8 protein-coding genes are annotated in these 15,681 nt (G+C 72.3%); 2 read left to right on the forward strand and 6 right to left on the reverse strand.

Annotated features, from left to right (window positions below; translation table 11 throughout):
• Positions 1 to 141: 141 nt before the first annotated feature.
• The 6 genes from BXA10_RS09215 to BXA10_RS09240 form a co-directional block, all read right to left on the reverse strand.
• On the reverse strand, positions 142 to 3,153 hold the full coding sequence (locus BXA10_RS09215; protein WP_076469747.1) for a non-ribosomal peptide synthetase: 3,012 nt from the start codon (positions 3,151 to 3,153) through the stop codon (positions 142 to 144).
• Positions 3,150 to 4,184 (reverse strand): NAD-dependent epimerase/dehydratase family protein, encoded by a 1,035-nt coding sequence (locus BXA10_RS09220; RefSeq protein WP_076469749.1) that lies wholly within the window; start codon positions 4,182 to 4,184, stop codon positions 3,150 to 3,152. Before BXA10_RS09220 ends, BXA10_RS09215 begins: the two co-directional genes overlap by 4 nt.
• Positions 4,181 to 5,908, reverse strand: coding sequence for a fatty acid CoA ligase family protein (locus tag BXA10_RS09225; protein WP_084752440.1), 1,728 nt, complete (start codon positions 5,906 to 5,908; stop codon positions 4,181 to 4,183). The genes BXA10_RS09220 and BXA10_RS09225 overlap by 4 nt, the downstream gene beginning before the upstream one ends.
• A complete protein-coding gene (locus BXA10_RS09230) occupies positions 5,905 to 6,996 on the reverse strand; it encodes a cytochrome P450 (protein WP_245828187.1) in 1,092 nt (363 codons plus the stop codon). Before BXA10_RS09230 ends, BXA10_RS09225 begins: the two co-directional genes overlap by 4 nt.
• A 4-nt stretch (positions 6,997 to 7,000) precedes the next feature.
• Positions 7,001 to 8,032, reverse strand: coding sequence for a 3-oxoacyl-ACP synthase III family protein (locus tag BXA10_RS09235; RefSeq protein ID WP_076469753.1), 1,032 nt, complete (start codon positions 8,030 to 8,032; stop codon positions 7,001 to 7,003).
• 97 nt (positions 8,033 to 8,129) lie between these two features.
• The gene (locus BXA10_RS09240) at positions 8,130 to 8,525 is read right to left on the reverse strand and encodes a YkvA family protein (RefSeq protein ID WP_076469963.1); all 396 of its coding nucleotides are present in this window, start codon (positions 8,523 to 8,525) and stop codon (positions 8,130 to 8,132) included.
• A 312-nt stretch (positions 8,526 to 8,837) separates the two neighbouring features.
• Here BXA10_RS09240 and BXA10_RS09245 point away from each other — a divergent pair, with 312 nt between their 5' ends.
• Positions 8,838 to 9,791, forward strand: coding sequence for a sulfite exporter TauE/SafE family protein (locus tag BXA10_RS09245; protein WP_076469964.1), 954 nt, complete (start codon positions 8,838 to 8,840; stop codon positions 9,789 to 9,791).
• 331 nt (positions 9,792 to 10,122) lie between these two features.
• Positions 10,123 to 15,639 carry an ATP-binding protein gene (locus BXA10_RS09250; RefSeq protein WP_076469755.1) on the forward strand — a complete coding sequence of 1,839 codons (5,517 nt, stop codon included), beginning with the start codon at positions 10,123 to 10,125 and terminating at the stop codon, positions 15,637 to 15,639.
• Positions 15,640 to 15,681: the final 42 nt, after the last annotated feature.

Genomic DNA, 15,681 nt, shown 5'->3' on the forward strand with positions numbered 1-15,681 from the left:
GAATATCAAGGCACGTAAGGCGGAGTCAATATCTTGGGCATTACCTTCGGCTCACCGACCCGGCCGAGCCCGGCAGCCGGCCGAGCCGGGTAGTCCGGCCGTTGCTTCGGCGCGGTGCGGCGTCACGGCGACGGGCCGGCGTCAGGAGTCGTGCCGGCCACTCTGTGCGTCACGCACCACCCGGCAGACGGTGCCGAGCGTGGGGGTGGCGGTCACATCCCGCATGACGGTGAGGAAGTCGTCGCCTGTCGCGCTGCTGATCTGCCGGAAGACCCGGTCCAGCATCTCCAGGAAGGTCAGCGAGTCCCCGCCCAACTGGTGGAAGTCGGCGGTCGGATCGGTGGCGTCGACGGGCGTACGCAACACCTGCGACCAGATCCCGGCCACCACCGCGGCGGTCGGGTCCGACCCGTCCGCCACCGGCGAGACGGCAGCGTCGTCCCTGAACACGGCCCGCAGAGAGTCGGTGTCGATCTTGCCGTTCGCGGTCTGCGGAAACTCCTCCAGTACGGCTATCTTCGCCGGCATGACGGCGGGTGGGAGCAGCCCGGCCAGATGGGTCCGCAGCGCGTCCTCGGTGACCGGCGCCCGCGTCGTGACGTACGCGTGCAGTCGGATGTGCCCGTGCGCGGGTCTGTGCGGGAGCACCACGGCATGGGCGACCGCCGGGTGCTCCGCCAACACGGTCGCGATCTCCCCGGGCTCGATCCGGTACCCGCGAACCTTGACCTGATCGTCGGAGCGGCCCACGAACTCCAGAAGCCCGTCGGGGCGGAGCCGGCCGAGGTCACCGGTGCGGTACGCCCGCCTGCCGTCGTGCAGCCGTACGAAACGCTCACGGTCCAGCTCCGGCCGGCCGAGGTAGCCGCGGGCGAGTTGCGCGCCGGTCAAATGGATCTCGCCGACCGCGCCGGGAGGCGCCGACTGTCCATCGCGGTCGAGCAGCAGGACTTCGGTGCCGGGCGCTGGCTCCCCGATCGGCACCACACCGTCAGACCCGTCCCGGTCGGGGTCGAAGGTGCCGACGACGCATCCGATGGTCGCCTCGGTGGGCCCGTACTCGTTGACGATGACGCATCCGGGGCCGAAGAGCCGTTGGGCCCGAGCCGCCACCGCCGCCGACAGCTGTTCCCCGCCGACGACCACGGTCCGGAAGCGGGCCGGGGCCACGTCGAGCCGGTTGATCAGGTCGAGGTAGGTCGGCGTGAGCTTGAGCGCGTTCACGCCGCCGCCCTCGATGATCTGCCGCAGGACCGGTGGCGTCATCTCCCCGGGCACCAGTTCGACGCTGCCACCGGCGAGCAGGGGTAGAAAGTAAGCCGTCGCGCCGAGGTCGAACGCCATCGAGGTGAAGAACGCGTATCGGGTGTTCTCGTCGACCTGGAGGCGCGGCAGCGCCCAGTCGGCGTACGCGACGAGGTTCCGGTGTTCGACCTGGACGCCCTTCGGTCGTCCGGTGGTTCCGGAGGTGTAGATCACGTAGGCCAGGTCGGTCGGTGCGGGAGTGGTGCGCGGTGGGGCCGCGCCGGCCAACGGCAGATCCTCGATCACGATGACGCGGCGCGGACCGAGCCGGTCGACGAACGGACGCTGCACCAGGCAGAGCGCCGCACCCGCGTCGTCGAGCAGGAAGCCGAGCCGACTCGGCGGATACGACGGTTCGAGCGGCAGGTAGGCGGCCCCGGCCTTGAGCACGCCCCACAGCGCGGCCATCGCGGCCGGGGTCCGGTCCGCCAGCAGGCCCACCACGTCGCCCGCCCCGACCCCGAGCCGGCGCAGTCGCTCGGCCACCACGTCCGCGCGCCGGTCCAGCTCGGCGTAGCTGACCGTGCCCTCCGGTCCGATCAACGCGACCGCGTCCGGGTTCTGCCGGACGCATCGGGTGAAGGCGTCCAGCACGGTCGGACCGACGGCATCCCCGGCGGACGTACCACCGGGCCTGGCGGGCGCGGTGCGGGCGCCGGGAGGCGCGGTGCGGGCGCCGGGAGGCGCGGTGCGGGCGCCGGGAGGCGCGGGCCCGTCAGCCTTGGGGGCGAGCGCTGCGGCGACCGCCTCCATCAGGGACTCCGCGGCGCGATCGGCGCCGGTCGGGTGGGACATGGTCAGCTCGATGTGCCCGGGCAACTCGATGGTGCTGAACGAGACCGGGATGAAGGGTCCGTGCACCGGCAGGGTGTAGACCGTGCGGGCGTTGAACGTGTCGGTGGAGAACGCGTCGAGGTCGATCCGGCCCAGGTGGGAGACGGCGGCCGTGCAGATTCCCCGATCCCAGCGGCGGCTGAGCCGCTCGGCGGCGGAGAGACCGGCGCGCAGGACCGGGCGGGGCAGGCGGTCGGCCCAGCCCTCGGCGGCGGAGACGGCGAGTTCCCGACGTTCGGCGAGCGCGCGCAGGAGGAGTTCGTGGACCTCCGCCCAGGGCTGGTCGGGTGTCACGTCGAGGAAGACGGGCAGCGCCAGGTTCCCGGTCGCGGCGAGGGTTCGCTCGTGCCGGCGCAGGTCGACCGGGACCATGAAACGTGATCGCCGGCCGGCCGCCGAGCCGATCGCCGCGATCGTCCGCGCGACCAGGGCGTGCTGGTTGCCGGTGATGATGGCACGCCGCCAGCGGTGCCGACGGTGGGCCGCCGCGCCGACGAGCGGGGTAGGCCACCGCAGTGGGGTGCTCAGCCTGGCGGGAGAGGGTGCGACCCGCCGGCGGAGCGCGTCGTCGGTCAACGGCGAGCGGGCGCCGAGCGGACGTTCGTCTCGCAGGGCCCGCAGGACGTCGGTGGCCCAGACGAGCACGCCCCTGGCGTCCATCGTGGCGTGTGTGGCACGGAAGACGATCGTCGTCGGATCGCCGGTGACCAGCAGTACCTCGCTGAGCGGGCCCGCGGACAGGTCGAACGGACGGCGCAGGGCGGGACCGTCGAGATCCAACGACGGCAGCACCGTGACCGGTGGTGGTTCCCCGCTGTCGATCCACAGTCGCCCGCGGCCGACCAGTCGCGCCCCCGGGCTGGCCTCGGAGGCGACGGCCACCGCCTGGCGCAGCGCCGCCGCGTCGATGGATCCGGCCCCTTCCACCAGGAGCTGGATCGCGAAGGGAGGCAGGAACGGAGCGCTGGCCAGGTAGCCCTGCTCGATCGGGGAGATCGGACGGGAGAAGCTCATTCCCGCGCCTCGCGGGCCAGTGCCGCGACGCCGCCGATCTCCTCGACCCAGTGCTTGAGCTGCGCGAGCCCGGTCTCCAGGTCGACGCCGGGCCGGTAGCCGAAGTCCCGACTCGACGCCCTCGTGTCATAGGTGGACGTCCGGGTGAGCAGGGCCAGCCCGTAGCGGGAGACCGGTGGTGGACGGCGCCGGGCGAGCGGCGGTACCTGCCAGAGCAACTCGACCAGGCCGACCGCGCCGGCGAGTAGTGGGCCAGGGACGCGGCGGGTCGGCGGACGGAGATCGAACAGTTCGGCGACCCGGGCGATCAGTGCCCAGACGTCGATGCGTTCGGCATCGGCGACGAAGTACGCCCGCCCGCCGACCCGGTCGGAGACCGCGGCCAGCCGGCAGGCGGAGGCCGCGTTGTGGCAGTGGCAGAGTGACGCATGGACGGGTTCCGGGCCGGACAGGTCGGGCAGGGTGCCCCGGTGCAGTTTGGCCAGTAGCCGTGGCAGGAAACCGGTCCGGTCCCGGGGTCCCCAGATCCCTCGCGGCCGGATGGCGCAGGTGGTCAGTTGACGGCTGTTCGCGTCGAGCACGATCTGTTCGGCGACGGCCTTGGTCTCCGAGTACAGGTTCAGGAACCGGTCCGGGTAGCGCACGCTCTCGTCGATGTCGATCTGGGGGTCGCCGCTCATCACGGCGCTCGGGCTGCTCACGTGGACGAATCGCGGCACGCCGCTGCTCCGGGCGGCGGCCAGCAGGTTCCGCGTACCGGTGACGTTGGCCGCCCAGAACTGGGCGCGGGTGCCGAAGTCCTGCACCCGGGCGGCCGAGTGGTAGACAACGTCCATCCCGCGGGTCGCCGCGTGCAGCGAGGCGGGGTCGGTCAGGTCGCCGCTGACCAGTTCGATTCCAGGCACCGTGCGGAGGTGGCCGAGGTCGCTGGTCGGGCGGACCAGCACGCGTACCTGGTCGCCCCGGCGCACACACTCGTCGACGAGGTGGCCGCCGAGGAAACCGGAGCCACCCGTGATGAGGGCTCTCACGCTGTCCCCGAACGCCGTGGGCGGCCAGCGGTTCGGCCCGTTCGCGTACGCGCCGCCCAGGCGGCCAGCCGGCCGTGGTCGATCTTCGCGTTGTGGCGTACGTCGACGGGGAACGCGGGGTGGAAGCGGAAGTCGGTGAGGCTCCTCGTCGCCTCGTGCCGCTGCGCCAACTCACGCAGCTCGCGTTCGATCCTGGGCCGCTGCGTCGCCGGCACACCCTCGCGTAGCTCGACGCAGACGACGGGCTGCTGCCGGCCGGGGTCGCCCACCCCGACCAGCGCCGTCCGGCGTACCTCCGGGTGCTCGTCCAGCACGGTTTCGCAGGGGACCGGGTAGAGTGGGCCGCCGGCGGTGCGGACCACGTCGCTGCGCCGGCCGGCGAACCAGACCCGGCCCTGCTCGTCGATCCGGCCCAGGTCCCCGGTCCGGTGCCAGATCCGTTCCGCCTCCACGATCTTGGCGTTGGCGTTCGCGGCGGCCGAACCGACGTAGCGGCGACTCACCGTCGGTCCGCTGACCACGATCTCGCCGATCTCGTCCGGCGCGGCCGGGCGGACGGCCGTCCAGTCGGGGATCGGCCCGTCGGTGGCGCGGATGACGCGCAGGTCGACCCCGTCGACGGGCCGGCCGACGCACGTGCCGGCGCCGCCGTGCCCGGCGGGACGGACCTCGTCGAGCAGCTCGCCGGCCTCGATGGATGCGATCGGAACCGCCTCGGTGGCGCCGTACGTGACGTGCATCCGGCCCTGTTGTGGGGCCAGTACGCGGCGCAGCCGCGCCACGACCTCGTTCGCGACGGGAGCCCCGCCGGAGACGACGAGGCGCAGCGTCGGCACCTGCTCGCCGGTTCCGTCGAGGTGACGGGCAAGGGGGTCGAGCAGCGCGGGCGAGCCGAACATCGCGGTCACCGCGTACCGCCGTACCAGGTCGGTGATCATCGCCGGTTCGGTGTCCGCGACGCGCGCGAAGTCGATCGCCGGTACCACGCAGGTCGCGCCGGTCAGCAGGTGCAGGAAGGCGAAGGAGAGCGAGGTGACCAGGCAGACGTCCGACGCGGTGTGCCGGTAGTGGGTGGCCGCCTGCCGGACCATTTCCGCCAACGCGCCGTGGGTGGACTCGACCCCTTTCGCGCTCCCGGTGCTCCCCGAGGTAAAGCTGATCATGACCAGGTCGTCGGCCTCGATGGCCGGCCTCGGCGGCGCCGCCGCGGTCGCCGCCAGCCCGCTCAACGTCGCGCCGCCCCAGCACCAGCGTCGGCCGGCGGTGACGACGGTCCGGATCCCGGCGAAGGCGTCCGGCCGCAGGAGCCGGACGGCCTGTGCGGCCGGTACGCCGATGAAGGCCCGGGCCCCGGCAACGCGGTAGCAGTCCAGCATCCGGCGCAGGCCCATGCCCGGGTCCACGATGACCGGTACGGCGCCGAGCTTGAGCAGGCCGAAGATCACCGCGAACAGGTCGGCGCCGACCGGCATCATGACGACCGTCCTGGTGCCCAGCGCGACGCCATTGCTGGCGAAGCCGGCCGCGTAGCGGTCGGACTCCGCGTCGAGCTCGGCGAACGTCCTCGATCGGTGCTCCTGCGTCCCGGCGACCGGGAACACCAGCGCCGGCTTGTCTCCGAACGCCGCGGCGTTGGCCCGCAACCGGTCACCGGGAGACACAAGTCCTCGCCGTGCCTCGACCGCGGCCGCTCCCGGCCGCCCGGGCAGCCCTTCCGTGGTCATCGGGTGACCGCCCGCACGCGCAGCGTCGCCCAGCTCGGCAGGGCGGCTCGCCGGTCCACTCTCGCCGCCACCACCACCGGCCGGTACGGAGCCAGCGCGGCCAGCGTGTCAGTGAGCTGGGCTCGCGCGAACCCGGCGCCGGGGCAACTGTGGGTGCCGGCTCCGAACACCAGTTGTGAGATCCGGGGGGCCACCGGGGCGACGGGGTCGGGTCCCATCTTGTGAGCGTACGCGGCGTGCCGGGCGACCAGGATCAGCCGGTCGCCGGCCCGCACCGGGCAACCGCCGATCTCGCCGGGGGCCGCGACCGCTCGCGGCAGCACCGGGCTGGGCGCGGTGACCCGCAGCAGTTCGGCGACCAGCTTCGGCAGCACCTCGTGGTCGGCGGCGTGGGACCAGAGCCGGTCGTCGGCGCACCAGGCGACCGCGCGGGGTATCGAAGCGACGGTCGTGTTGACCGCCGCGACAGCGATCATGCCGGCCAGCGCGGGGCTGACGGTGGCGCCTCGCAGCACGCCGGTCAGCCGGTCGACGGCGGCCCGGGCGGCGCGCCGCTGCCCGGGCGTACGCCAACCGGGTAGTTCCTCGCGTACGGCCGCGGCGGCGGCCGCCCGGGCCGCGGCGGCGACCTCGCGCGGGTCGGCGTTCAGCCCGAGCAGCGACACCGTTGCCACGCCGGCGAGTTCGGCCGCGATGTCCACCAGATCGACGGGCTCACCGGCGGCGAGCGGCGCCACCCGTCGCTGTAGCACGTCGGCCCAGAGCGGACGCGTGCGTGCCACCCCGGCCGAGTCGAACACGTGCGAGATGTCGCGCCGGGCGCGGCGGTGTGCCGCGTCCTCCTGGTCGAAGAGGAGGTCGCCGCCGGTGAGCCGTCGCGCGCTACCGCCGGTCGTGCCGGCCGCGCTGCGGTCCAGGGCCACCTCGGTGAGCGCCTGCCGGTACGCGTCGGTTCCGTTGACCAGCACCGTACGTCCGAGACGCCGCACCGGCATCCGCCGCGACGCGGACACCAGGGCGAAGAGGAGGGGATGGCTCCGCAGGTAGACGTGCCGGTCGCGGCGCCGTCCGGGTGACATCGGGGCCATGGCCTCAGGACTTCTCCCACACCATCGTCGTGATGCTCACGCCGCCGCCCAGACCGAGGCAGAACACCCGGGATCCGCTGGCGAGTTTCTCGTTGATCCGGGCCAACTGCACACCGATGGTGGCACTGGCCACGTTGCCCAGCTCGGGCACGGTCACGATCAGCTTCTCCTCGGGCACCCGGGCGAGTTCCATGAATCGGGTCAGGTACGGCAACGTGACCTGGTGTACGAGCACCTTCTCGTAGTCCGACCAGTCGAGGCCGGTGCGGTGGTGTACCGCCCGGAGCACGTCCAGCCCGATCCGCTCGAAGATCGAGCGCAGCTTCCCGCCGTCGCCGTGGAAGTAGGTGTGCTCGTCGCCGCGTGGGTGCCGGGAGCCGCCGCCGTCGATCCCGCCGGCCGTCCAGTGCTCGGAGAAGGTGGCGGTCTGCACGTCGAGAATGCCGCCGGTGGGTACCTGCTCGACGAGTACCGCCGCGCCGGCGTCACCGAAGGTGTAGCCGGCGAACGCCGAGCGGACCTGCGCCGCACTGGACGCGCGCATCCGCATCGACCGGGTCGGCGTCTCGCCGGTCACCACGAGGACCCGCCGCGCCCGCCCGGCCAGGATGAACGCACGTGCCGTGTCGATTCCATTCAGGAAACTGTTGCAGGCGTTCGTCAGGTCGAAGACGTGGGCGCGGGTGCCCAGGTCCGCCTGGACGATGTGCGCGGTCGCGGGCTCCGCCATGTCACGGGAGGCCGACGCGAAGATCAACAGGTCGACGTCGTCGGGGTCGGCAGCGGCGCTGCCCAGCACGGCACGGGCCGCCCGGACGGCCAGAGTGGAGGCATGCTCCTCGGGGCCCGCTACGCGGCGGGTGTCGATACCGGTCATTCGGGAGAAGAGCCGGGGCGGGAGCGTGATGCCGCTCTCCCGTTCGACCTGTTCCTGCAGCTCCGCACTCGTCACCACCCGTTCCGGCAGGGCTGCGGCGGCGGCCGTGATGCCCACCCTGGTTGCTGGGGACGCGTCGGCGGTTCGGGTGTGGACCATTCTGAAGATGATCGTGCAGGCTTCGGTCCAAGTACAGCGGGCGTTATGTCACGAATTGGTGAGCAGGGTCACGACGGGCGGCACCCCGGCGATCGGGTCAGGTCCCGGCCGCGCCGAGGAGTCGAAGGAGAAGGCGGGGTTCTCCCGGCCACGCCCCGAGCAGCACCTCCCGGGGTACCTGACGTGCGGCGTAGCGCAGTGCCAGGGCGACGACCACGATGTCGTCGAGGGGGCCGATGATCGGGAGGAATTCGGGAATCAGATCTATCGGGCTGACCACCCACAGCCCGGCGATCGCGACGGCCAGCTTCGCCCGGCGGGGCACCCGTGGGTCCTTGCGGAGCCGGCGGGCGGTGGTCACGCAGTCCGGGACGAACGCGGCGAGGTCCCGGAGGATCCCGGGCGGTAGGCGGCGGGCCAGCAGGATGAGCAGCGACCAGCTCGCGACCAGGCAGCCGGCGGCCACGCCGACGGCGATCAGTCCGGTACGCACGACGGCACGGTACGCCCGGACCGGCTGATCGAGCGAGTGGTTCCGCACCAGCCATCCGTCCGCCGAGAACCCGCGGCACTCAGGGCGACGGGCGCGGTCAGCACGTCGGCTCCGGACGGTCGATCGGGGTATTGCCCTGCCTCCATGCCGCCCGTATTCTCCACTAAACAAGTAGGAATAGTAGTCAGTTGTGGGAGTTGCCGACCCGGCCACCGCCCGGCCGTCCCCAACGCCCCGAGGGACTCCGATTCCCCGACAGCTCGGCTCGCACCGACTCGCTGGTTCCTCCAACCTCCTCCGATTGGAGTGCTCGTGCGAAGACTGATCCTGCTCGCCCTGGTCGGCCTCGGCGCCCAACTGGTCGACGGCAGCCTCGGCATGGCGTACGGCGTCACCTCGACCACCCTGCTGCTGGCGATCGGCACCAACCCCGCCGCGGCGTCGGCCACCGTCCACCTCGCCGAGATCGGCACCACGCTGGTCTCCGGCGCGTCGCACTGGCGGTTCGGCAACGTCGACTGGAAGGTCGTCGCGAAGATCGGCATACCCGGTGCGGTCGGCGCGTTCGCCGGGGCCACGTTCCTGTCGAGCCTGTCCACCGAGACCGCCGCGCCGCTGATGTCGATCATCCTGCTCACCCTCGGCCTCTACATCCTGGTCCGCTTCACCGCCGTCGGCCTGCCCAAGGAGAACCTCGGCAAGCCGCTGCGCAAGCGGTTCCTCGCCCCCCTCGGGGTGGTCGCCGGGTTCGTCGACTCCACGGGCGGCGGCGGCTGGGGCCCGGTGGGCACCCCGGCCATCCTGGCCAGCGGCAGGCTCGAACCGCGAAAGACCATCGGCTCGATCGACACGAGCGAGTTCCTCGTCGCCGTCGCCGCGAGCGTCGGCTTCATCATCGGCATCGGGTCCGAAGGAGTGAACTACGCTTGGGTCGCCGCGCTGCTCATCGGCGGCGTCATCGCGGCCCCGATCGCCGCCTGGCTGGTCCGGCACATTCCGCCCCGCGTGCTGGGTTCCGCGGTCGGCGGCATCATCATCCTCACCAACACCCGCACCCTGCTGCGCAGCGACTGGATCGACGCGTCGGACAACGCCCGCTACACGTTCTACACGGTCATCTACGTCGTCTGGGCCGCCGCCCTCGCCTGGTCGTTCCAGCAGTACCGGAAGCACCGCGACGAGGAGCGCCGGATCATCGCCGAGGCCGAGGCGGTCGCGATGGCCGGTGGCGTCCCCGACGACAAGGCCACCACGCCGGCCGTCTGACGTCACCCACGATCCGCACCACCCGCCGTCGGTCCGCCAGGGTGACGGGCCGACGGCGGACCCAGCACGACGTACCGACCGCGAGGCAGGTCCGACCTCTGGCGACACCGACGCACAGCCGTCCGGCACGCCACAGACCCGACTCTCGGCCCCGACCCGCCCGGATGGGCGTACGTGGAGCCAAAGACTTTTGTACGGTTCCTACAAACGGCGCCGCTTCCGGTTCGGCGGTTACAACATGGCGCGGCGGGCCGGGGCCCGGAAGGGTGATCACTGCCGGGGGTTTTCGTCCCGCGGCACGTAAACGTGGGGTCTGCCGGGGGGTCATCGGGTGTTCAGCCGTGTTGCCATCGTCAACCGGGGTGAGGCCGCTATGCGGCTCATCCACGCGGTCCGTGAGCTGGCCGCGGAGACCGGGACCCGGATCGAGACGGTGGCCTTGTTCACCGACGTCGACCGCACCGCCACCTTCGTCCGCGAGGCGGACATCGCCTACGACCTCGGTCCGGCATCCGCGCGCCCGTACCTCGACCTGAAGGTGCTGGAGCGCGCCTTGGTCGAGACCGGGGCCGACGCCGCCTGGGTCGGCTGGGGCTTCGTCGCCGAGGACCCGGCGTTCGCGGAGTTGTGCGAAAAGGTAGGAGTCACCTTCGTCGGCCCGAGCCCGGACGCGATGCGCAAGCTCGGTGACAAGATCGGCGCGAAGCTGATCGCCGAGGAGGTCGGGGTGCCGGTCGCTCCGTGGAGCCGCGGCGCGGTCGAGACCCTGGACGCCGCCATCGCGGCCGCGGCCGAGATCGGCTACCCGCTGATGCTGAAGGCCACCGCGGGCGGCGGCGGGCGCGGCATCCGGGTGATCAACAACGAGGCGGAGCTCGCCGACGCGTACGAGCGCACCAGCCAGGAGGCGGCGCGGGCGTTCGGCAGCGGCATCGTCTTCCTGGAGCGCCTGGTCACCGGTGCCCGACACGTCGAGGTCCAGGTGATCGCCGACGGCCAGGGCACGGCGTGGGCGCTCGGTGTCCGCGACTGCTCGGTGCAGCGGCGCAACCAGAAGGTCATCGAGGAGTCGGCCTCACCGGTGCTCAGCCCGGCGCAGGCGGCCGAGCTCAAGGCGTCGGCCGAACGGCTCGCGGTCGCGGTCGGCTACCGGGGCGCGGCCACCGTCGAGTTCCTCTACCACCCCGGCGACCAGCTGTTCGCGTTCCTCGAGGTCAACACCCGTCTGCAGGTCGAGCACCCGATCACCGAGTCCACGACCGGGTTCGACCTGGTCAAGGCGCAGCTGCACGTGGCCTCGGGCGGGCGGCTCGAGGGCGAGCCCCCGGTGGAGCGGGGGCACGCCATCGAGGCTCGGCTGAACGCCGAGGACCCGGACCGCGACTTCGCGCCCTCCCCCGGCCGCATCGTGCGGCTGGACCTGCCCGCCGGCCCGGGCATCCGGGTGGACACCGGCGTCAGCGAGGGCGACACCATCCCCGCCGACTTCGACTCGATGATCGCGAAGATCATCGCCTACGGTCGCGACCGCGACGAGGCGCTCGGCCGGCTGCGCCGGGCGATGGCGAACACCACTGTCGTCATCGAGGGTGGCGCCACGAACAAGAGCTTCGTGCTGGACCTGCTCGACCAGCCCGAGGTGATCGACGCCAGCGCCGACACCGGCTGGATCGACCGGGTCCGCGGCGAGGGCAGGCTGGTCGCGCACCGGCACTCCGCCGTCGCGCTGGCGGCCGCCGCCATCGAGGCGTACGAGGAGGAGGAGCGCGTCGAGCGCCAGCGGCTGTTGTCGACGGCGGCCGGCGGACGCCCGCAGGTGCAGCACAAGAGCGGCCGGCCGCTCGACCTGAAGCTGCGGGGTGTCGGCTACCGCATGCGGGTGGCGCGGGTCGGAGCGCACCGGTTCCGTGTGGGCATCGAGACGGGCGGTGGCGTCCGCACCGCCGACGTCGAGCTCGACCGTTTCGACGGGCACACCGGGCAGATCGCCGTCAACGGCACCCGGTACCGCCTGCTCACCGGCACGCACGGGCCGATCCACCTCGTCGAGGTGGACGGCGTGACGCACCGGGTCAGCCGCGACGAGGGCGGCGTCGTCCGCTCGCCGATGCCGGCGCTGGTCGTCGCCACGCCGCTGGAGATCGGCGCTGAGGTCGAGGCGGGCGCTCCGGTGCTGGTGCTGGAGGCCATGAAGATGGAGACGGTGCTGCGGGCGCCGTTCAAGGCGCGGTTGAAGGAGTGCGCCGTCTCCGTGGGCAGCCAGGTGGAGGCCGGCGCGCCGCTGCTGCGGCTGGAGCCGCTCACCGACGGGGCCGAGGAGGCCGCGGACGGCCCGGCCGGCGCATCCGTCGAGCTGGACCTGCCCACCGCGCCCGAGGAGATCCCGGCGCGGGAGCGTGCCGCCCGCGGCCAGGAGGCCCTGCGTGGGCTGCTGCTCGGCTTCGACGTCGACCCGCACGACGACCGCCGGGTCCTCGACGACTACCTGACCGCGCGGCAGGCGGCCACCGAGGACGGCCATCGACCGCTCGCCGAAGAGCTCGACCTCGTCAACCTCTTCGCCGACCTCGCCGAGCTGACCCGCAACCGGCCGACGGGCGAGGACAGCGTCGGCAGCCACATCCACAGCGCTCGCGAGCACTTCTACACCTACCTGCAGAGCCTCGACGTCGAGCGGGCCGGGCTGCCGAGCGCGTTCCAGGTCAAGCTCGCCAAGGCGCTCGGACACTACGGGATCACCGACCTGGAGCGCTCCCCCGAGCTCGAAGCCGCGGTGTTCCGGATCTTCCTCGCCCAGCAGCGCGCGTCCGTCGACGCCACGGTCGTCGCGACGCTGCTGCGTGCCTGGCTGCGGGAGCTGCCGCCGGACGAGACGTTGCGTGAGCCCGCCGGCCTCGCCCTGGAGCGGCTGGTGGCCGCGACACAGGTCCGTTTCCCGGTGGTCGCCGACCTCGCCCGCGGCGTGGTGTTCGCCTGGTTCGCCCAGCCGCTGCTGCGCCGCAACCGCGCCCGCGTCTACGCCCAGGTCCGCAAGCACCTGCGCCACCTCGACGCCCACCCGGACGCGCCGGATCGCGGCGAGCGCATCGCCGAGATGGTACGCAGCACCGAACCGCTGGTCCGGCTGCTCGGCCAGCGGCTCGTCCACGACCACCTCGACAACGCGGTGATGCTGGAGGTGCTGACCCGGCGCTACTACGGCAACAGGGCGCTCACCAGCGTCACCACCCACCGGGTCGGCGGCTGCACCCTGGTGGTCGCCGAACGCGCGAGCTCGAGCGTGGTCTCCGCCGCGGTGCGCTTCGACGCGCTGGGCGACGCGCTGCGCGGGCTCGCCGAGCTGGCGAGCGGCGGGGACGCCATCGACGCCGACATCTACCTCGCCTGGGAGAACCAGCCGGAGGACTTCGACGCGATGGCGGCCGCGCTACTCGAAGCCATCAACGCGCATCCGCTGCCGCAGCAGGTCAGCAGGCTCACCGCCACCGTCGCGGGTCGCGGCGGCGCCGTCATGCACCACCACTTCACCTTCCGCCCGTCGGGCAGCGGGATGGCCGAGGAGCGGCTGATCCGTGGTCTGCACCCGTACATCGCCGAGCGGATGCAGCTGGAGCGGTTGCACAAGTTCGACCTCACCCGGCTGCCGTCCTCGGACGAGGAGGTCTACCTCTTCCAGTCCGTGGCCCGGGAGAACCCGTCCGACCAGCGCCTCGTCGCGTTCGCGCAGGTGCGCGACCTGACCGAGCTGCGGGAGCAGGACGGCCGGTTGGTCGCGCTGCCGACCACGGAGGACGCGGTCGCCGCCTGCCTCGACTCGATCCGCCGCGCGCAGTCGCACCGACCGTCGAAGGTGCGCTTCAACACCAACCGGATCGTGATCTACGTCTGGCCGCCGAGCGAGCTGACCCGCGAGGAGATGGAGACGATCGCCAACCGGGTCCGGCCGACGACCGCGGGTGCCGGGCTGGAGGAGATCCTGTTCATCGCGCGCCAGCGCGACCGCGCGACCGGCGAGCTGACCAAGATCGGGGTGCGGATCACCTTCGACGCCACGGGCGGTGCCGAGCTGACCGTGGGTGAGCCGCCGGTCGAGCCGGTGGAGCCGCTCGACGACTACCGGCTGAAGGTGCTGCGCGCGAGCAGCCGCAACACCGTGTACCCGTACGAGCTGACCCGCCTGCTCGGCGACTTCGTCGAGTACGACCTGGACGACGAGCACGCGCTCGTGCCGGTCGAGCGGCCCAAGGGACGCAACACCGCCGCGATCGTCGCCGGCGTGGTCACCACGCCGACCCCGCGGCACCCGCAGGGCATCACCCGGGTCGTGCTGCTCGGTGACCCGACGAAGTCGCTCGGCGCGTTGTCGGAGCCGGAGTGCCGCCGCGTGATCGCCGCGCTGGACCTGGCCGAGCAGATGCGGGTGCCGCTGGAGTGGTACTCGTTGTCCGCCGGGGCCCGGATCTCCATGACGTCGGGCACGGAGAACATGGACTGGGTGGCCGCGGCACTCAAGCGGATCGTCGAGTTCACCCAGGCCGGCGGCGAGATCAACATCGTCGTGGCGGGCATCAACGTCGGCGCCCAGCCGTACTGGAACGCCGAGGCGACGATGCTCATGCACACCAAGGGCGTCCTGGTGATGACGCCGGATTCGGCGATGGTGCTCACCGGCAAGCAGTCGCTCGACTTCTCCGGTGGGGTGTCCGCCGAGGACAACTTCGGCATCGGCGGCTACGACCGGGTGATGGGGCCGAACGGTCAGGCGCAGTACTGGGCGCCGAACATCCCGGCCGCGCGTGATGTGCTGATGGCGCACTACGAGCACACGTACGTGGCACCGGGCGAGCAGACGCCGCGGCGGGCGAACACCACCGACCCGGTCGACCGGGACATCTCCGACTTCCCGCACACCGTGGCCGGCAGCGACTTCACCACGGTCGGCGAGATCTTCTCCGCCGCCGCCAACCCGGACCGCAAGAAGCCGTTCGACATCCGGACCGTGATGCGGGCGCTCGCCGACCAGGACCACGCGGTGCTGGAGCGTTGGGCGGGCATGGCCGACGCGGAGACGGCGGTGGTGCAGGACGTACACCTCGGCGGTATCCCGGTCTGCCTGCTCGGCATCGAGTCGCGTTCGGTGCCGCGGCGCGGCTTCCCGCCCACCGACGGACCGGACACCTACACCGCGGGCACGCTGTTCCCGCGGTCGTCGAAGAAGGCCGCGCGGGCGATCAACGCGGCCAGCGGCAACCGGCCGCTGGTGGTGCTGGCGAACCTGTCGGGCTTCGACGGCTCGCCCGAGTCGATGCGGAAGCTGCAGCTGGAGTACGGCGCCGAGATCGGTCGCGCGATCGTGAACTTCCGCGGGCCCATCGTGTTCTGCGTGATCTCGCGATACCACGGCGGCGCGTTCGTGGTGTTCTCGAAGGCGTTGAACCCCGACATGACCGTGCTGGCGCTGGAGGGCTCGTTCGCCTCGGTGCTCGGCGGCGCTCCCGCCGCCGCGGTGGTGTTCTCCGGCGACGTCGACCGTCGTACCGCTGCCGACCCGCGCGTGCAGGACCTGGAGGCGCGGATCGCGGTGGCCTCCGGCACCGAGCGTGCCGCGCTGACCGCTGAACTCGGCGAGCTGCGTTCGTCGGTGCGCGCGGAGAAGCTCGGCGAGGTGGCCACGGAGTTCGACCGGGTGCACAGCATCCAGCGTGCGGTAGAGGTGGGATCGGTCGACGCGGTCATCCGCGCCGCCGACCTGCGCCCGCGGGTCATCGAGGCCATCGAGTCGTACCTGCGTCGATCGGTCCCGCAGTCACCGCGCCAGGCGCCGTCCGGACGCATCGCGATGACCTGACGGATGGGAATCCGGCTGGCCGGGGCTGCTCCGCATCGCGGC

The sequence above is a fragment of the Micromonospora avicenniae genome (assembly GCF_900156065.1).
Taxonomy (GTDB): Bacteria; Actinomycetota; Actinomycetes; order Mycobacteriales; family Micromonosporaceae; genus Micromonospora; species Micromonospora avicenniae.